The organism is Streptomyces sp. 796.1, from assembly GCF_047525675.1.
Taxonomy (GTDB): Bacteria; Actinomycetota; Actinomycetes; order Streptomycetales; family Streptomycetaceae; genus Streptomyces.
Genome location: NZ_JBLIWA010000038.1, coordinates 69,260 through 88,525 on the forward strand (window position 1 = coordinate 69,260; position 19,266 = coordinate 88,525).

General features: G+C 71.7%; 9 protein-coding genes. 7 read left to right on the top strand and 2 right to left on the bottom strand.

Going from position 1 to position 19,266, the window contains the following annotated elements; all coding sequences use genetic code 11:
• Positions 1–255: 255 nt before the first annotated feature.
• Entirely contained in the window at positions 256–1,779 is a 1,524-nt protein-coding gene (gene hflX, locus ACMA1D_RS23750; protein WP_414726034.1) for a GTPase HflX, read from the top strand.
• An 804-nt stretch (positions 1,780–2,583) separates the two neighbouring features.
• Here the strand turns inward: hflX and ACMA1D_RS23755 are convergent.
• Positions 2,584–3,807 carry a trypsin-like serine peptidase gene (locus tag ACMA1D_RS23755; RefSeq protein WP_414726035.1) on the bottom strand — a complete coding sequence of 408 codons (1,224 nt, stop codon included), beginning with the start codon at positions 3,805–3,807 and terminating at the stop codon, positions 2,584–2,586.
• 1,866 nt (positions 3,808–5,673) lie between these two features.
• Here ACMA1D_RS23755 and ACMA1D_RS23760 point away from each other — a divergent pair.
• From ACMA1D_RS23760 to ACMA1D_RS23775, 4 genes are all read left to right on the top strand, one after another.
• Positions 5,674–8,067 (top strand): IucA/IucC family protein, encoded by a 2,394-nt coding sequence (locus ACMA1D_RS23760; protein ID WP_414726036.1) that lies wholly within the window; start codon positions 5,674–5,676, stop codon positions 8,065–8,067.
• 784 nt (positions 8,068–8,851) lie between these two features.
• Positions 8,852–9,853: a GNAT family N-acetyltransferase gene (locus ACMA1D_RS23765; RefSeq protein WP_414726077.1), complete on the top strand. Its 1,002-nt coding sequence runs from the start codon at positions 8,852–8,854 to the stop codon at positions 9,851–9,853.
• A gap of 164 nt (positions 9,854–10,017) precedes the next feature.
• Positions 10,018–11,814 carry an IucA/IucC family protein gene (locus ACMA1D_RS23770; protein WP_414726037.1) on the top strand — a complete coding sequence of 599 codons (1,797 nt, stop codon included), beginning with the start codon at positions 10,018–10,020 and terminating at the stop codon, positions 11,812–11,814.
• 38 nt (positions 11,815–11,852) lie between these two features.
• Positions 11,853–13,910, top strand: coding sequence for an ATP-dependent DNA helicase (locus ACMA1D_RS23775; protein ID WP_414726038.1), 2,058 nt, complete (start codon positions 11,853–11,855; stop codon positions 13,908–13,910).
• Positions 13,911–14,171: 261 nt separating this feature from the next.
• On the opposite strand, the gene lexA is transcribed toward ACMA1D_RS23775, so the two are convergent.
• A complete protein-coding gene (gene lexA / locus ACMA1D_RS23780) occupies positions 14,172–14,960 on the bottom strand; it encodes a transcriptional repressor LexA (RefSeq protein WP_414726039.1) in 789 nt (262 codons plus the stop codon).
• 674 nt (positions 14,961–15,634) lie between these two features.
• Between lexA and nrdR the strand changes: the two genes are divergently transcribed.
• Both nrdR and ACMA1D_RS23790 read left to right on the top strand, forming a co-directional pair.
• Positions 15,635–16,096: a transcriptional regulator NrdR gene (nrdR, locus tag ACMA1D_RS23785; protein ID WP_414726040.1), complete on the top strand. Its 462-nt coding sequence runs from the start codon at positions 15,635–15,637 to the stop codon at positions 16,094–16,096.
• A 115-nt stretch (positions 16,097–16,211) separates the two neighbouring features.
• Entirely contained in the window at positions 16,212–19,076 is a 2,865-nt protein-coding gene (locus tag ACMA1D_RS23790) for a vitamin B12-dependent ribonucleotide reductase (RefSeq protein WP_414726041.1), read from the top strand.
• The last annotated feature ends 190 nt before the right edge of the window (positions 19,077–19,266 follow it).

Consider the following 19,266-nt stretch of genomic DNA (forward strand, 5'->3'; position numbering starts at 1 on the left):
GCCCGTACCGCCGAGGACGTGGGTGTGGAGTGGATACGCCCGCGCCATGCCACGCGCGCGTGGGCACGTACGGGCGTGCCGTACTGGCCTGGACGGGCGTGGGCCGGGAGCCCACGGGTGGGGAGTGGGCGAAAACCTGGGTGACCGTTGCGGTGGTGCGTGGGAATATCGAGGGGTCGACGCGGCGGCCCGGGAATCGTTCGGGGCGGCCGAGCGTTATCGACATGGACCGTTCTCCCACGACGTAAGGATCCAATGACAACCCCTTCCCAGCAGCAGTCGTTCCCCGCCGCGGATTCCTCGGACCGGCAGCGCCTCCCCGAGAACCTTCGGGCCGACGCCCTGATGGAAGAGGACGTTGCCTGGAGCTACGAGATCGACGAGGAGCGCGACGGCGAGCAGTACGACCGCACCGAGCGGGCCGCCCTGCGCCGCGTCGCCGGCCTCTCCACCGAGCTGCAAGACGTCACCGAGGTCGAGTACCGGCAGTTGCGTCTGGAGCGCGTCGTACTGGTGGGCGTGTGGACGTCCGGCACGGTGGCGGATGCCGAGAACTCACTCGCGGAGCTCGCGGCCCTTGCGGAGACAGCGGGTGCCCTCGTGCTCGACGGTGTGATCCAGCGTCGCCCCAAGCCCGACCCGGCCACCTACATCGGCTCGGGCAAGGCACAGGAGCTCAGGGACATCGTGCTCGAATCGGGCGCCGACACCGTCGTCTGTGACGGTGAGCTCAGCCCCGGCCAGCTCATCCACCTCGAAGACGTCGTCAAGGTCAAGGTCGTCGACCGGACGGCGCTGATCCTCGACATCTTCGCCCAGCACGCCAAGTCGCGAGAGGGCAAGGCGCAGGTCGCGCTGGCCCAGATGCAGTACATGCTGCCGCGACTGCGTGGTTGGGGTCAGTCGCTCTCCCGGCAGATGGGTGGCGGTGGCGGTGGCGGCATGGCCACGCGTGGCCCCGGTGAGACGAAGATCGAGACTGACCGGCGGCGCATTCGCGAGAAGATGGCGAAGATGCGGCGTGAGATCGCGGAGATGAAGACCGGTCGCGACATCAAGCGGCAGGAGCGCAAGCGCCACAAGGTGCCCTCCGTCGCCATCGCCGGCTACACCAACGCCGGCAAGTCGTCGCTGCTCAACCGGCTCACGGGCGCGGGCGTCCTGGTGGAGAACGCGCTGTTCGCCACCCTCGACCCGACGGTGCGCAGGGCCGAGACGCCGAGCGGCCGGCTGTACACGCTGGCCGACACGGTCGGGTTCGTCCGACACCTGCCGCACCACCTGGTGGAGGCGTTCCGCTCCACGATGGAGGAGGTCGGCGACTCCGACCTGATCCTGCACGTGGTGGACGGTTCGCACCCGGTGCCGGAGGAGCAGTTGGCGGCGGTGCGCGAGGTGATCCGGGACGTGGGCGCGGTGGACGTGCCGGAGGTCGTGGTCATCAACAAGGCGGACGCGGCGGACCCATTGGTGCTCCAGCGGCTGCTGCGCGTCGAGCCGCACGCGATCGCCGTGTCGGCGCGTACGGGGCAGGGCATCGAGGAGCTGCTCGCGCTCATCGACGTCGAACTGCCGCGGCCGAGCGTCGAGATCGAGGTGCTGGTGCCGTACACCCGGGGCGACCTGGTCTCGCGCACGCACGCCGACGGTGAGGTCCTCTCCGAGGAGCACACGTCGGAAGGCACCCTGATCAAGGCGCGCGTGCACGAGGAACTGGCCGCAGAGCTCCAGCCGTACGTGCCGCTGGGTTCCGCCGGCGGTTCGGCGGCCATCGCGTAACGGCCCGTGCCCGTGCGGGCGGGGATGGCCGGAGCACGCCGGCCGGCGGAGACTCCCCGTAGGCCAGCGCTGCCCGGGACTCGGCTGGTGTCCGGCGTCGGCGTGAGCGGGTGCGGCAACCGCTGAGCTCTGAACGGTACGAGCCCGCGCGGACACTGCAACGCTGGCCCGTAGCGTGAGCCGCGGCCCACACCGGCGCGTCATGAGAGGGTCCGTTCCGCTCCCTGCCGTCATCGGCGGAGAGACGGAACGGGCCCTCTCGCGTTGCGGTACGCGCGGCCTCGCGCCAGCGACGTCGGCTGGCGTGACGCCGGCTCGCAGCGGCTGTGACCGGCGGCGACGGTGAATGGTGGGGCTGTGCGCCGCCGCTCCGTTCCCGTGCGGCGAGTGGCTGGCCGGCCAGCCGTACGGCGCACCCGCAGCCGTGCTTCGCGCTCCGCGGCGATACGGGGTGGGACGGCTCTCGGGCGTGCCCCCCGGTCTGGTGTCACTCGGGCTGTACCCTCGCCCCCTGCTGGCGCGCCCAGTGCTGGCCTCCCGCGGACACAACTCGCCAGCCCCGGACTTGCCCCGCCGGGGCGCGCCGTGTCGCCACACCACGCGCCCCGGCGGTCGCCACCGGCCACTGCGGAGTGCGCCGGCGCACGGCGCCACCGGGGGCGAGACGGGCCGCGGGCATGACGACGCCCCCTGGCGGCCGGAAACAGGCCACACAGGGGGCGTCAGAGGCTTCGCCGCGGCGGACGGAGCGGGGCGGTACGTCGGGCGCCCACCGTGCCTACGGCGTGCGCCCGACGCTCCAACTCATCGGTTGGCGAACTTCTTGCTCACCGCGGTGTAGACGCCCTTGGCCTCGTCACCCAGGTGCGGGCCTGCGAGCCAGGTCGCGTTGGCCGGGCCGATCGAGGTGTTGGAGACCAGGGCGGGCTGGCCGTCCTTGCCCTTGGCGACCCAGCCACCGCCGGACGAACCGGCCGTCATCCGGCAGCCGATGCGGTACATGGTCGGCTGCGAGGCGTTGAGCGACAGCCGCCCCGGCTTGTCGGTGCACTGGTGCAGGGACTGGCCGTTGAACGGGGCGGCGGCCGGGTAGCCGGTGGCCGTCATGTCCTCGATCGACTTCACGGCCGGAGCGTCGAACTCCACCGGCAGTGCGCCGCCGACCGTCTCCTCCAGCGACTTGCCGCTGCCGTCCTCCGGCTTGACCTTCAGCACCGCGAAGTCGTACGGCGCGCCCTGGCCGCCCACCTTGGCGCCCTGCTCGATCCACTGGTCAGAGGTCTGCGCCCACTCGGCCCACCACAGCCCCTTCGGCGCGATCTTCTCCTTGGGCGCGTTCTCCAGCTCCGCTATCGAGAGACCGCTGTCGTTGTACGAGGGAACGAACATGACATTGCGGTACCAACCGCCACCCTTGCCCGCGTGGACGCAGTGCCCGGCGGTCCACACCATGTTGGACTTGCCGGGGTTCGCCGGGTCCTTCACCACGGTCGCCGAGCACACCATCGAGCCCTCGGGGCCGTCGAAGAAGACCTTCCCGGCCTCCGGTGCGTTGGTGCTGTACGGCGTCTGCACCTGCTGCGCGTCCACCGGCTGCGGCTCCGGGTCGGTCACGCCCTGATCGTCCGCGATGTCGTCCTGAACGGGCTGGTCAGGCTCCTCGGCGTCCTTCATCCGGTCCGGGTCCCACAGGTCCTTGATGATGGGGTTGATGAACTCGCCGGCCTCGCGCAGCCACTCCTTGTCGAAGTCCTTCCACGCCCCGTCCTTCCACTTGTCCAGGTCGAGGCCGAGGTCCTTGAGCTTGTCGTTGATGTCCTTCGGCAGCGCCAGGTCGTTCGACCCCTGCTGGTCGGCCGATGCGCTCGGGTCGGAGCTGCCCTCGTTGTCCGACGGTCCGCAGGCGGCGACGGTCAGTGCGAGCACGGTGGTCAGCGCCGCGGCGGCCAGGGCGGTGGAGGAGTTCCGGGCGCGCAGTGACCGCCGCTCGGCGCGCTGGCGAGAGCTGGATGGGCGAATGGAAGGCATGCGTGGAACTCCCCCTGGAAATGTTCGGGCTGCTCTGTAAACGATCTGTGGCTGTCATGTACCGCCCTGGCGGAGGGCGGCCCCCCACTATGCCGGTGACGCGTACGACGGCCGAACGCGGGTCCCCGGTTCCGTGGCGCCAGCCATCCACCGGCGGGCCGTGATTCGTCGCCGGCCGCCTCGTTGGTACGGACGGGGTACACCCGCCTGGCTTCCACGAGCGCGCCCAGGGCGGCCGGCAGCCGCCGAACGCCCCGCGCCGGAGGCCGGGCGAGCCGACTCCGACGGACGACATCGGGCCCCGCCGGGCCCCAGGTCAGGGGAGGAGTGCGGAAGCGATGTCCAGGACGTGGCGCCCCCGTTCCGCCCGCAGAGCGCTGAATGCCCCCGCCCCGTGCGGTCGCGCGGGGCAGCTTCCGCCGGCCCCGCCCCCGCACGTCGAAGCCACCTCTCCGCACTCTGCCCCCGTGACCCCGCGCGCCGGCTCCGTCCGCTGCCTCGTACGGAGCCACGCCCTGGCCGGTGCCGGCGACGTCCACCACCGGGCGTCGCCGCTGGTTGCCTTGCCCCCGTCTGCGGCGCCGCTTCCCGGGAGCGGGCAGACCACCGCGGTCGCCCCCGGACACGGAGCGGCTGAAGGCCGTCCAGACGTACGCGGCCATCAGCGCCCCTCGGCGTACTCATCCAGGCCATGCGGCCATGGCCCACTACTGCCCCTGCTGGGGTGCGGGGCCGCTGGGCGGACTCGTCTTCGAAGCTTTGGGCGGCGGCCGGCCGGCACGGCTGTGGGCCGGGGCGCGCGCCGGGGGCCGCTGTGGCGGTCGCCGGCTGCGGAGGACCGGGACGGGGCTGGCGGCCCGGCTGATGCTGACGGCGGCGGCATGGGGCGGGCCGCGGTGCGCTCCGTGGCGCGCGGCGCGGCGTGCGGTTGTGTGGCGGGGAGCGTGGCGCCAGCGGGCGGCTGCCTGGCCGGGCCGGTTTCCCGTACCGGTTGCGAGCGCGGACGGCTGCGCTCCGTGGTGCGCGGCGCGGCACTCCCTGCCGGCACGGATGCCCGTTGCGCCTGGGCGTTGCCCACGCGGCTCGACCTGCGGTGCTGGCGAGCGGGAGCCCCGCTCGCGCTCCGTGGCGTGCGGCGGCGCATGCGGATTCCGACTGCGGCGCGCCCCAGCAGGGCAGGGCTACGGGCTTGGCTTTGCACCGTCGCGAGCACGGCCGTAGCCGCTGGCCGCGGTCGCGCTGGCTGTCGGCATGGCGGGTGGCGTGGCCTGGGCCGCAGCAAGCTCCACGGTGTCCGTCCGCGTAACCACGGTGGATGGCGTGGTTCTCCGACACCGCGCCGGCCGGGGCGCACCTGTGCCGCGCTGGTCGAGTTGTCTCGGCGCGGCGCGGTGCGGTGCGAAGCGGTGTGGAGTGGAGCGCCGGGCGCCCCCGCCTGCGCTCCGTGGCGTGCCTGGGTCGGCCGCCTGCACGCGTGCTCCGTGCCTCACCCCGGTACGGCGCCTGTGCCCCGTGTTCCGCGGCGCGCCGTGCCCGCCCCCGGCGCCGTGCCCCGCCGTGTCCGCTGCCCCGGAGCCCGGCCCCGTGCTCCAACCCCGCCCGCGGAGCGTTCCGCCCCTGCCGGGACGGACGCCCGCGCCCGCACCGGCCCTTCCTGCCGCCGGCCCTCACAAGGGGCCACCGAAGAGTTCGCCATCCCGTCCAGCACCTCTCTCCGCTCCACGCCGCCCCGCCCAGCACCAACACCAGCACCCAGCCACGTCCTGCCCGTGCCCTGAGTCAGGACGGCACTTCGCCCGGTCAGCCGATGAAGGAGGAAGGCGCTACCCGTAGGGCCCCGTGCCCGCGACGCGCGCCGTACACCGCATGAACACAGTCTCCGGAGCCGATGCGCTGTCCGGCGCCGTCGCCCCGTCCATCCCCGAGCAGGGCCGCCGCGGCGGTGCCCCCCTCGCCCAGGAGCCCCCTCGCGGCCCCAGCTCCGATCCGCTGGACCACGCCGATCCGCATGTGGCGGCCGACGCTGCGGCGGCCGAGAACCTGCTGCGCTGCTGGGTGCGCGAGACCAACACCGCCCGCCCCGACGGCTCCGTGCTCCGGCTCACCTTGGCGGCCAGCCGGCTGGTGCTGCTGGTCCCCGTGGCCTACTGGTCGCCGACCGGGATGCACCGCTTCGGTCGGCCCGCCCTGGCCGAGGGGCCGCCCGACGCCCCGGCCGTCGACGCCTCCACCCTCGCCGCGCTGCTCACCAGGGAAGCCGCCCACCAGGCGCCCCGTCACCAAACCGGCCGCCCCATCGCCCGCGTGCCCGATCCCGCGCTCGTGGGCCCCGACGGTGAGGCCGGCGTCGGCCCGTACGGAGCCGCGCTGCTCCCCGGTGGACGGTGGGCCGCGGACGGCCCCGCCGCATACCCCGGCCAGACGGCCAGCAGCCAGGACGGGGCTACGGCACTCGAACCGCCCGCCGGTTGCTCGGCCGAGCCGTTCGCGTCACGCGCCACGGTGGCCCCACCGGCCGCCGAAGCCACTGGCGACGCGGGCATCTATCCGGTGGCAGGCGCGCAGGGCAGCGCGTACGGGGAAGACCGCGCCCCGTCGAGTGCCTACGGGGGGCTCGACGGGGCGTGCGAAGACGACCGGCGCGCGGTCCATCCTGAGTCCGCCCACGAAGCCGCCCATGGGGCCGTTTACGCCGCGCCCCGCAACGTCGAGCTCGACTGCGCAGAGCCCCACCGCGCGGCCCCGTCGCCCTCCACCGGTGCACGGCGCGGAGCAGCCTCGGAGCGGGGAGCGGCCGATGCCGTCGCGCTCGTCGGCCGCGTCGCAGATTCCGTACGCCGCACTGCGACCTTCCTCGCCGACCGCCGTTCGACGCCGGCCGACCCCAGCACGGGCGGCCCCTTCCTCGCCGGCGAACAGGCCCTTCTCCTCGGCCACCCGCTCCACCCGACACCCAAGAGCCGCGAGGGGCTTTCGGATGCGGAGGCCCGCGCGTACTCGCCTGAGCTGCGCGGTTCGTTCCCGCTGCACTGGTTGGCCGTGGAGCGCTCCGTGCTCGCCGCCGACTCGGCCTGGACCGAGCGGGGCCGCCCCGTGTCCGCCGACCGGCTCGTCGCCTCCGTCATCGGAGCGGTGCCCCCGCTGCCGGATGGCGCGGTTCCGCTTCCTCTCCATCCGTGGCAGGCGCGCGAGGTCGGGCACCGTGGCGCCGTGCAGGCGCTCGCCGAGGCCGGACTGGTACGTGATCTGGGGCCGTGCGGTGATCCGTGGCACCCCACGTCCTCCGTGCGCACCGTCTGCCAACCGGCAGGGCGCGCCATGCTCAAGCTCTCCCTCGGCCTGCGCATCACCAACTCCCGTCGCGAGAACCTCCGCAAGGAGTTGCTGCGCGGGGTCGAGGTGCACCGCCTGTTGCGGAGTGGGCTGGCCGAGGAGTGGCGGGCCGCCTGCCCCGGCGGCGCCGGGTTCGACATCGTGCGCGACCCTGCCTGGCTCGGCGTCGACGGCCCGGACGGGGCACCGGTGCCCGGCCTGGACGTGGTCATCCGACACAACCCCTTCACCGCCGAGGACGACGTGGTGTGCCTGGCCGGCCTCGTCTCGCCGCGGCCCTGGCCGCACCGGACCGGGCTGCGCTCGCGCCTCGCCCACCTGGTCGAACGGCTGGCCGCACGCACCGGCCGGTCGCTGAGCGCGGTGTCGACGGAGTGGTTCCTGCGCTATCTGCATACCGTCGTCCGGCCGGTGCTGTGGCTCGACGGCGCGGCCGGGGTCGCCCTCGAAGCGCACCAGCAGAACACCTTGGTGTTGCTCGATGCAGACGGCTGGCCCGCCGGCGGTCGGTACCGCGACAATCAGGGCTATTACTTCCGTGAATCCCGGCGGGCCGCACTCGATCAACGACTGCCCGGTATCGGTACGCAGAGCGACACCTTCGTCTCCGATGCGATCACTGACGAACGCTTCGCGTACTACCTGGGCGTCAACAACGTGCTGGGCCTCATCGGCGCGTTCGGCTCCCAGCAACTCGCCGACGAACGCCTGTTGCTCGCCGCCTTCCGCCGCTTCCTGGGCGCGGCGAGTCGGGAACCGCAGGCCCAGCGCTCCCCGCTGGCCGCCTGCCTGCTCGAAGCGCCCACGCTGCGCTGCAAGGCCAACATGCTCACCCGGCTGTGCGGCCTGGACGAACTGGTCGGCCCGGTCGACACCCAGTCCGTGTACGTCACGATCGCCAACCCGCTTGTCACCTCGGCGTCGTGACCTCGCGATGAAGCCGCAGAACCTCCCGATGAACCAGTTGGGCCAGGACCGCGCCCCGCGCGCCACCGACCTCCACAAGACGGCCGTCGACCACACGCACCGCGTTGACCACAGTGGTACGACAAGGACCACAGCCACCACAGGGACCACTGACGCCGTGGGCTCTCCAGGCCCCACCGACCTCCCGGGCTCAGCACCCGGCAACACGGCACGCACCCGTCCCACCAGCACCGCGCCGGGCCACGTTCCAGCCACCGGCCGAGCAGGCACCACCGGCGCCAGCCCCACCACCCCCACCAGCCACGCCGACATCGGGGACCGTGCCCACCGCGCCCGGTCCAACCCCGCGCCCGCCCGTACACCCCCCGAAGCCACGCCTCCGGCGGCCCTGAACCGTACGAATCCGCCGCCCTCCACTGCCCGTACGACCCGTCGCGCCACGGCCGAAGGCGCTGCCGACTCCGGTGCCGCGGTTACGGTGGGGCCGGATCAGGCGCTCACCCCACCCCATGGCCGGGGACCCGGGCACACGGCCCAGCCTCCTACGGCCCCCGACGCGCCCGCGAGCACCGGTACGACGGACACTCGTGCCGCGACCACCGGCATCACGGATAGCGGTATGACGGATACCGGCATGACGGAGACCGGCACCACGGGTACCAGGACCGAGGGCACCGGTACGACGGACACCGGTACGGCGGAAACAGGTACGGCGGAAACGGGTACCGCGACGACCAGGACCACGGATTCCGGCACCACGTGCACTGGCACCACTGGTACCAGTATCGAGAGCACGGGTACGGCGGATCCCCGTACCGCGACCACCGGGACCACGGATACCGGCACAGCGAACCCTGGCACCACGAACACCAGCACCACCAGCACCGGAACAGCCGCCGGCTCCGGCTCCACCGCAGACGACGACACCGTCGACCTTTGGCTCCCCGCGCTGCACGACGCGCTGCAATGCGCCGCAGACGCCGCGTACCCGACCCGCGCGGAGGACCCGGGCGCCGCCGTGCACCCGGCGGACGCTTCCTACGGGGCCCAGGCGGGCGGCCCCGAGGTGCCCTGGGCGGACGGCCTCCGCGGCAACGCGCCGCCCTCCGCCCCCCACCCCACACCGCCAACCGCCGGCCGCGGCCCAGAACGCCAACCGGCACCGGCCAGCGCGCCCCCACCTTCGCCCTCACACCCACTCTCACCCCAGCGGCACCGCCTCGTCGGCGACGTGGCGCGCTGGGGCCAGGTCACCACTCCGTTCGGCGCCTTCCGACTCGCCCCGGTGCGGCTCGGACACGACCTCCCGCTCCTCACCCGATGGATGAACGATCCGTCCGTGGCGGCCTTCTGGGAACTCTCCGGCCCTGCCGGCATCACCGAGCGCCACGTACGCGGCCAACTCGAAGGCGACGGGCGCAGCCTGCCCTGTCTCGGCCTCCTCGACGGCGTACCGATGAGCTACTGGGAGGTCTACCGGGCGGACCTGGACCCCCTCGCCCGGTACTACCCGGCCCGGCCCCACGACATCGGCGTACACCTGCTGGTCGGCGGGGTGCAGGACCGCGGCCGGGGCGTTGGTACGGCCCTGCTCCGCGCGGTTTCCGAGCTGGTCCTCGGCCACCGGCCCGACACCGCCCGGGTCGTCGCCGAGCCCGACCTCCGCAACGTCCCCTCCGTCGCGGCCTTCCTCGGCGCCGGCTTCCGCTTCAGCGCCGAGGTCGCCCTTCCCGGCAAATGCGCGGCCCTGATGGTCCGGGACCGGGCACCACACCACCTCCCTTGACCTTCGGCATCGAGGAGCCCACCTTGCGCCCTACACCACCTAGGCCCCAGCCGCCGCACGCACCTCCCGCCGCTCGCACCCCACGCCTGCCCACGCCCGCCCCCTCCTTCCCACCGCCGCAGCCCGACGCATGGCGCTGGGCCGGCCGCCAGATGCTGGCGAAGATGTTCGCCGAGTTCGCCTACGAGGGCGTACTCGTCCCCGAGCCCGACGAGCAGCCCACGCCACCCGGCTGCACCGGCCCAACCCCCGAAGCCACCGCGAGCCCCACCGCTGAGACCACCCCCGGCCCCGCCACCGATCCTGCCAACGCTCAGGCCACCGACGAGGCCAGCTATCGGCTCCCCGAGGTCGACGGCGTGACCTACCGGTTCCGCGCCCGCCGGGGCGCCTACGGCCACTGGCACGTCGACCCGGACTCCCTCACCCCCTGTACCGACCCGCTCCGCTTCCTCGCCCGGGCCCATCACGACCTGCTCGGGCTGGCCGGCGACACCACCGGACACCTGATTCGCGAGCTCACCGCGACCCTGGCCGCCGACGTCCGCCTACACACCAGCGCCCTGACCGCCGCCGAACTCGCCGATCTCGACTACGCCGACCTGGAAGGCCACCAGACCGGCCACCCCTGGCTCGTCGCCAACAAGGGCCGCCTCGGCTTCTCCGCCTCCGACGCCGCCCACTGGGCCCCCGAAGCCCGGCGCGCCCACCTGCTGCCCTGGCTGGCCGTGCAACGCGGCATGGCCCACTACCGCGGCGTACCCGAGCTGGCCACGCCGGACCGGCTCTACCGCGAGGAACTCGACGCCCCCACCCGCACCTCCTTCCGCCGCACGCTGTCCGAACTCGGCCGCAACCCCGCCGACTACCTCTGGCTCCCCGTCCACCCCTGGCAGTGGGACGAGGTGATCGCCCCGCTGTTCGCCCCGCAACTCGCCGACGGCACCATCATCCCCCTGCCCACTGACAACGCCCTGCGACTGCCGCAGCAGTCCATCCGCACCTTCCTCAACATCAGCAGGCCACAGGCGCGCACCGTCAAGCTCCCGCTCTCGGTGCTGAACACGCTGGTGTGGCGGGGCCTGCCCACCGAGCGCACGCTCGCCGCGCCCGCCGTGACGGCCTGGGTGCACGGCCTGCGCGACGGCGATCCGTTCCTGCGCGACGAGACCCGCGTCATCCTGCTCGGCGAGACCGCGTCCGTCACCGTGGAACACCCGCTCTACGACCGCCTGCCGGGAGTCCCGTACCAGTACAAGGAGTTGCTCGGGTGCATCTGGCGCGAGCCCCTGGTGCCCCAGCTCGAACCGGGGGAGCGCGCGCGAACCCTCGCCGCGCTGTTGCACACCGATGCGCGGGGGCGTTCCTTCACGGCGGAACTGGTGGCGCGCTCCGGGCTCACGCCGCACGACTGGTTGTGCCACCTGTTCGCCGCCCTCCTCCCGCCGTTACTGCGCTTCCTCTACCGCTACGGAACGGTCTTCTCGCCACATGGTGAGAACACCGTCGTCGTCTTCGACGAGCACGACGTCCCGGTACGCCTAGCGATCAAGGACTTCGTCGACGACATCAACGTCAGCGCCCAGCCGCTGCCGGAACTGGCCGCCATGCCCGATGACGTGCGTCGCGTGCTGCTCACCGAGCCCCCCGGCTTCCTCACCCAGTTCATCCACTCCGGCCTGTTCGTCGGCGTCTTCCGGTATCTGGCCCCGCTCTACGAGGCGCAACTCGGCCTCCCACAGGGCCAGTTCTGGTCCCTGGTACGCGCCGAGATCCTCCGCCACCACCACAGGTTCCCGGAGCTCGCGCCGCGGTTCGAGCTGTTCGACCTGCTCACGCCGACGATCGAGCGGCTCTGCCTGAACCGCAACCGCTTGCACCTGGACGGTTACCGGGACAGTCCTCACCGCCCCCACGCGGCCGTGCACGGCCGGGTTCCCAACCCACTCGGCGGCTCGTGACGAACGCTGTCAGTGGTGCCCCGTAGGCTGGCTTTCCTATGACTCCTTCGCCTTCACCGTCTCTCACCGACCTGCTGCACGCCGCCGTCGCCGCCGTCGGCGGCACGGAGCGTCCCGGGCAGGTCAGCATGGCCCAAGCCGTCACCGAGGCCATCGGCGCGTCCCGTTTCCTTCCCGAGGACGACGGTGGGGGTGAGGTGGCGGGCGAGCCCGCGCACCTGCTCGTCCAGGCGGGGACGGGCACCGGCAAGTCGCTCGGCTATCTGGTGCCCGCCATCGCCCACGGCGAGCGCGTGGTGATCGCCACGGCGACGCTCGCGCTCCAGCGCCAGCTCGTAGAGCGTGACCTGCCGCGTACGGTCGACGCGCTGCACCCGCTGCTGCGCCGGCGCCCCGAGTTCGCCATGCTCAAGGGCCGCTCCAACTACCTCTGCCTGCACCGCCTGCACGAGGGCGTGCCGCACGACGAGGAAGAAGGGCTCTTCGACCCGTTCGAGGCCGCCGCCACCCTGCCGGGGCAGGCGACCAGCCGACTGGGCAAGGACCTGCTGCGGCTGCGCGACTGGGCGGACGAGACCGAGACCGGCGACCGGGACGACCTGACCCCCGGCGTCTCCGACCGTGCCTGGTCGCAGGTGTCCGTCTCCTCGCGGGAGTGCCTGGGCGCATCGAAGTGCGCGTACGGCGCGGACTGCTTCGCGGAGGCGGCCCGGGAGCGGGCCAAGCTCTCCGACGTCGTCGTGACCAACCACGCGTTGCTCGCCATCGATGCCATCGAGGGCGCCCCGGTGCTGCCCCCGCACGAGGTGTTGATCATCGACGAGGCGCATGAACTGGTCTCCCGGGTCACCGGCGCCGCCACCGGCGAGCTCACCCCCGGCCAGGTCAACCGGGCGGTGCGGCGCGCTGCCAAGCTCGTCAACGAGAAGGCGGCGGACGCCCTCCAGACGGCCGCCGAGACCTTCGAGCGGCTGATGGAACTGGCCCTCCCCGGCCGTCTCGAAGAGATCCCCGAGGACCTCGGCTACGCCCTGATGGCCTTGCGTGACGCGTCCCGCACGGTGATCTCGGCCATCGGTAGCACCCGCGACAAGTCGGTGCCGGACGAGGACGCAGTGCGCAAGCAGGCGCTGGCCTCGGTGGAGAACGTGCACGCCGTCGCGGAGCGCGTGGTGGAGGGCTCGGAGTACGACGTCGTGTGGTACGAGCGCCATGACCGGTTCGGCGCCTCGCTCCGGGTCGCCCCGATGTCGGTGTCCGGGCTGCTGCGCGAGAAGCTCTTCGCCGACCGGTCCGTCGTACTGACCTCGGCGACGCTCAAGCTCGGCGGCGACTTCAACGGTGTGGGGGCCTCGCTGGGGCTCGCCCCGGAGGGCATGGCCGAGAAGTCGGGCACGGACGAGCCGGCCATGCCGCGCTGGAAGAGCCTGGACGTCGGCTCGCCGTTCGACTACCGCAAGCAGGGCATCCTGTACGTCGCCCAGCACCTGGCCCAGCCGGGCCGCGAGGCCGGCCGCGCCGACATGCTCGACGAGCTCACCGAGCTGGTCCAGGCGGCGGGCGGGCGCACCCTCGGCCTGTTCTCCTCGATGCGGGCAGCTCAGACGGCCGCGGAAGAGCTGCGCGGGCGCATTGACCAGCCCATCCTCCTCCAGGGCGAGGAGACGCTCGGCGAGCTGATCAGGGGTTTTGCCGCAGATCCGGCCACCTGCCTGTTCGGCACGCTCTCGCTGTGGCAGGGCGTGGACGTGCCCGGGCCGAGTTGTCAGTTGGTGGTGATGGACCGCATCCCCTTCCCGCGCCCGGACGATCCGCTGATGAGCGCCCGCCAGAAGGCGGTCGAGGAAGCCGGCGGCAACGGGTTCATGGCGGTCGCGGCGACGCATGCCGCGCTGCTGATGGCGCAGGGCGCCGGTCGTCTGGTCCGCGCGTCGGGCGACCGCGGCGTGGTCGCGGTCCTCGACCCCCGGCTGGCGAAGGCCCGGTACGGCAGCTTCCTCCGTTCCTCGATGCCGGATTTCTGGTACACGACCGATCGGAACCAGGTGCGACGCTCGTTGGCCGCCATCGACGCCGCGGCCAAGGCGAGCGAATAGGCCGAGCGCCCCCGCTCTGCGGGCCCCATGCATGCCGAGGCCCCCGGGGCCGCCCCTGTTCGAGAGGGACGGCCCCGGGGGCCCGTTCATCAGCGCTTGCGCCCAATGCCTCGGGGCGGGGTGGGCGGGTGGTCGCTCACCGATCCCGTGTCGTACCGCGTTGCCCGTCCGTACGAGCCCCCTCGGCGAGGCGCAGGGAGAGGCGGAGAGGGGCGGCCCCGGAACCGGCGCAGTGGTCCCGGGGCCGGTCGTGAGAGGCGATCACACGCGGCGCAGTACGGCCACTACTTTGCCGAGGATCGTCGCCTCGTCGCCGGGGATCGGCTGGTACGCGGCGTTGTGCGGGAGCAGCCAGACGTGTCCGTCCTCCCGCTTGAAGCGCTTCACCGTCGCCTCGCCGTCCAGCATGGCCGCGACAATGTCCCCGTTCTCGGCGACCGGCTGCCGGCGCACCGTGACCCAGTCCCCGTCACAGATGGCCGCCTCCACCATGGAGTCCCCGACCACCTTCAGGACGAACAACTCGCCGTCGCCGACCAACTGCCGGGGGAGGGGGAAGACGTCCTCCACCGACTCCTCGGCCAGAATCGGCCCACCAGCGGCGATACGGCCGACGAGCGGTACGTACGAGGCGGCGGGCTTGCCCGCGGTGTCGGCGGGCGGCGCTGCGGCGGGCTGGTCGGAGCCGCGCACCTCGTAGGCGCGGGGTCGGTGCGGGTCGCGGCGGAGAAAGCCCTTGCGCTCCAGCGCCATCAGTTGGTGGGCGACGGACGAGGTGCTGGAGAGGCCCACGGCCTGCCCGATCTCCCGCATGGACGGCGGGTAGCCCCGGCGCTGCACGGAGTCGCGGATCACCTCGATGACGCGCCGCTGGCGATCGGTGAGGCCCGAACTGTCCGCACGAATTCCCGGAGGTCGGCCGGGCAGCGAGCGGGTGGGCCGCTGCCCTTCTTGATGCGTGATGGCGTCATTCATCGTGGGTGCCGATTCGGGTCGGTTCCGGGAGCGGTCCTGGGCGGAGATGGTGGCGCTTTCGGCGGTCGTGGTCACGTCGACCCCTCTCGATATGTTCTCCCTAGTTAGCCAACGGTAGTTGCTTTCGAAAGGTTGCGCCAAACACACGTTCGAGTGAAAATCCGCAGATTAGCTGACGTGATCACGAGGGTTCGTGTATGCAGCGAAGGGCTATTTCGGGCCATTAAGGTATCGCCCGCGAGAGGGGCGCCTCGCGGCGGGGCCCCTGCCGCCGAGTCGGCGTCACTGTGTGTGAGGGGCGCGGCGTGTGGGGCGGTTCCGGGCGGTTGGCCTTCGCGAGGGCTGGGGCGCGTGCTCGGTGGGATCCGTCTAGCCGGGTACGGCGCGTCCTGGCGTGGTGCGGCGTGGTTCGCCGCGATGCGGCGCCGTGGTGCGTGGCGCGGTAAGGGGCCTGGATCGGTGGGCCTTCAGTGTGCCACGGGTGCCCCGTGGCCCCGGCTCTGCCGCGTTTCCCGTACCCTCATGGCTGCGTCCCCGCTCGACACGCCACGGCCGATGTTGACGCACTGCCCCCAGATCTAGTGGTTTGATGTGCGGCAGTTGCCCATAGGTTGTGGTCCCTGGGGGAAACCTCGCTCAGGTCTTCGCCTATGCTTGGGGTCGCGTCGACGGGCCCCGGTGGGCCTGGCAGAGCTTTGGTGACGCTGAATTTCGTGCGCCGTTTTCAGGGCGGGAAGGGTGAGGGAGTCATGCACTGCCCCTTCTGTAGGCACCCCGACAGCCGTGTGGTCGACAGTCGTACCACCGACGACGGCTGCTCCATCCGCCGGCGCCGGCAGTGCCCCGACTGCTCCCGACGGTTCACCACCGTGGAGACGGCGTCACTCATGGTGATCAAGCGGAGTGGTGTCACCGAACCCTTCCGTCGCGACAAGGTCATCTCCGGGGTGCGCAAGGCGTGCCAGGGGCGTCCGGTCACCGAAGACGCCCTCGCGCAGCTCGGGCAGCGCGTCGAAGAGGCGGTCCGCGCCACCGGCAGTGCCGAGTTGAGCACCCACGACGTCGGCCTGGCCATACTCGGCCCGCTGCGGGAGCTCGATCTCGTCGCGTACCTGCGCTTCGCCAGCGTCTACCAGGCGTTCGAGTCCCTTGAGGACTTCGAGGCCGCGGTCGCGGAGTTGCGCGCCGGGGTGGCGCGCGCCGCCGAGTAGCGGCCACACAGAGACCTGCCCGGAACGCGCTCCGCGTTCGCGGGCGACAGACAGGCATCGCGCCATGGAACAAACTGGCGTAATAGGGCGTTTTTGCCCGTATCAGGGAGGCGGAATGACAGAGACGACGAGCGGCCCGGCACGAGGTTCCCGCTCCAAGGGAAGCAAGGCGACCAAGGGCCTGCGCATCGAACGCGTCCACACCGCCCCCGGCGTGCACCCGTACGACGAGGTGGTCTGGGAGCGTCGAGACGTCGTCATGACCAACTGGCGCGATGGCTCGGTCAACTTCGAGCAGCGCGGCGTCGAGTTCCCCGACTTCTGGTCGGTGAACGCGGTCAACATCGTCACCAGCAAGTACTTCCGCGGTGCCGTGGGCTCGCCCAGCCGCGAGGCCAGCCTGAAGCAGCTCATCGACCGTGTGGTCAGCACGTACCGCAAGGCCGGTGAGACGCACGGGTACTTCGCCTCGCCCGCCGATGCCGAGATCTTCGACCACGAGCTGACGTACGCCCTGCTGCACCAGGTGTTCTCGTTCAACTCGCCGGTCTGGTTCAACGTCGGGACCAAGCAGCCGCAGCAGGTCAGCGCCTGTTTCATCCTCTCCGTCGACGACTCCATGGAGTCGATCCTCGACTGGTACAAGGAAGAGGGGATGATCTTCAAGGGCGGTTCGGGCGCCGGCCTGAACCTCTCGCGCATCCGCTCCAGCAAGGAGCTGCTCTCCTCCGGCGGCAACGCCTCGGGCCCCGTCTCCTTCATGCGCGGTGCCGACGCCTCCGCAGGAACGATCAAGTCGGGCGGCGCCACCCGCCGCGCCGCCAAGATGGTCGTCCTCGACGTCGACCACCCGGACGTCGAGGCCTTCATCGAGACCAAGGTGAAGGAGGAGGAGAAGGTCCGCGCGCTGCGCGACGCCGGGTTCGACATGGACCTGGGCGGCGACGACATCACCTCCGTGCAGTACCAGAACGCCAACAACTCGGTCCGGGTCAACGACGAGTTCATGCGTGCGGTCGAGACCGGCGACTCCTTCGGCCTGCGGGCGCGGATGACCGGCGAGGTCATCGACAAGGTCGACGCCAAGGGCCTGTTCCGGAAGATGGCGGAGGCGGCCTGGGCCTGCGCCGACCCGGGCATCCAGTACGACGACACCATCAACCACTGGCACACCTCGCCGGAGTCGGGCCGCATCACCGCCTCCAACCCGTGCAGTGAGTACATGCACCTGGACAACTCCTCGTGCAACCTCGCCTCGCTCAACCTCATGAAGTTCCTCCGCGACGACGACCAGGGTCACCAGTCGTTCGACGCCGAGCGCTTCGCGAAGGTCGTCGAGCTGGTCATCACCGCGATGGACATCTCCATCTGCTTCGCGGACTTCCCGACCGAGAAGATCGGCGAGACCACCCGCGCCTTCCGGCAGCTCGGCATCGGCTACGCCAACCTCGGCGCCCTGCTGATGGCCACCGGGCACGCCTACGACAGCGACGGCGGCCGTGCGCTGGCCGGTGCCATCACCTCGCTGATGACGGGCACCTCCTACCGCCGCTCGGCGGAGCTGGCGGCCGTCGTCGGCCCGTACGAGGGGTACGCGCGCAACGCCGATGCCCACAAGCGCGTCATGAAGCAGCACGCCGACGCCAACGGTGCGGCCAGGCGGATGGACGACCTGGACACGCCGGTGTGGGCCGCGGCGACCGAGGCGTGGCAGGACGTCATCCGGCTCGGCGACAAGAACGGCTTCCGCAACGCCCAGGCGTCGGTGCTGGCCCCGACCGGCACCATCGGCCTGATGATGGACTGCGACACCACCGGTGTCGAGCCCGACCTGGCGCTGGTGAAGTTCAAGAAGCTGGTCGGCGGCGGCTCCATGCAGATCGTGAACAACACGGTCCCCAAGGCGCTCAAGCGGCTCGGCTACCAGCCCGAGCAGGTCGAGGCCATCGTGAGCCACATCGCCGAGCACGGCAACGTGCTCGACGCCCCTGGGCTGCGCCCCGAGCACTACGAGGTGTTCGACTGCGCGATGGGTGAGCGGGCCATCTCGGCCATGGGCCACGTACGGATGATGGCGGCTGCCCAGCCGTTCCTGTCCGGCGCGATCTCCAAGACCGTGAACCTGCCCGAGTCGGCCACGGTGGAAGAGGTCGAAGAGGTCTACTTCGAGGGCTGGAAGCTCGGCCTGAAGGCGCTGGCGATCTACCGCGACAACTGCAAGGTCGGCCAGCCGCTGTCGGCGAAGAAGAAGGAAGCCGAGACCAAGGCCGAGCCGGAGCCGGAGAAGGTCGTCGAGTACCGACCGGTCCGCAACCGGCTGCCCAAGGGCCGCCCCGGCATCACGACCTCGTTCACGGTCGGTGGCGCCGAGGGCTACATGACGGCCAACTCCTACCCGGACGACGGGCTCGGCGAGGTCTTCCTCAAGATGTCCAAGCAGGGCTCGACCCTCGCGGGCATGATGGACGCCTTCTCGATCGCGGTCTCGGTGGGCTTGCAGTACGGCGTGCCGCTGGAGACCTACGTCTCGAAGTTCACCAACATGCGCTTCGAGCCGGCGGGCATGACGGACGACCCGGACGTGCGGATGGCCCAGTCGATCGTCGACTACATCTTCCGCCGCCTGGCGTTGGACTTCCTGCCCTTCGAGACCCGGTCGGCCCTCGGCATCCACTCGGCGGAGGAGCGGCAGCGCCACCTGGACACCGGTTCGTACGAGGCCAACGAGGACGAGGTGGACGTCGAGGGGCTGGCGCAGTCGGCTCCCCGCCAGTTCACCGCCCCGCAGCCGGTGGAGCGCAAGCCCGAAGTCACGACCGTGCCGGCGCCGAAGCAGGTCCACAACTCGACGGAGCTGGTGGAGATGCAACTCGGCCTGAACGCGGACGCCCCGCTCTGCTTCTCCTGCGGCACCAAGATGCGCCGCGCGGGTAGCTGCTACCTGTGCGAGGGATGCGGGTCCACCAGCGGTTGCAGCTGACCGCAGGCTCGGTGGCGGGCTTGAACTAGCTGATCGGGTGGGGTGTCGACGCTTGCGTCGGCACCCCACCTCGCGTCTGCCGCGCGACGCGAGACGGGCACGTCGGCCAGGCCGGTCCGGCTGGTCGAGCCGACCGGCGTCGGGGCTGCTGGTGGGTACGGCGATCACGCCACGTGGCGGGAGCCGGTCG

Excerpts from the sequence above, each read along its gene's own strand:
- ACMA1D_RS23775 (WP_414726038.1), top strand. The coding sequence starts at position 11,853 with ATGACTCCTTCGCCTTCACCGTCTCTCACCGACCTGCTGCACGCCGCC.
- ACMA1D_RS23755 (WP_414726035.1), bottom strand. The coding sequence starts at position 3,807 with ATGCCTTCCATTCGCCCATCCAGCTCTCGCCAGCGCGCCGAGCGGCGG.
- hflX (WP_414726034.1), top strand. The coding sequence starts at position 256 with ATGACAACCCCTTCCCAGCAGCAGTCGTTCCCCGCCGCGGATTCCTCG.
- ACMA1D_RS23790 (WP_414726041.1), top strand. The coding sequence starts at position 16,212 with ATGACAGAGACGACGAGCGGCCCGGCACGAGGTTCCCGCTCCAAGGGA.
- ACMA1D_RS23760 (WP_414726036.1), top strand. The coding sequence starts at position 5,674 with ATGAACACAGTCTCCGGAGCCGATGCGCTGTCCGGCGCCGTCGCCCCG.
- nrdR (WP_414726040.1), top strand. The coding sequence starts at position 15,635 with ATGCACTGCCCCTTCTGTAGGCACCCCGACAGCCGTGTGGTCGACAGT.
- ACMA1D_RS23770 (WP_414726037.1), top strand. The coding sequence starts at position 10,018 with ATGTTCGCCGAGTTCGCCTACGAGGGCGTACTCGTCCCCGAGCCCGAC.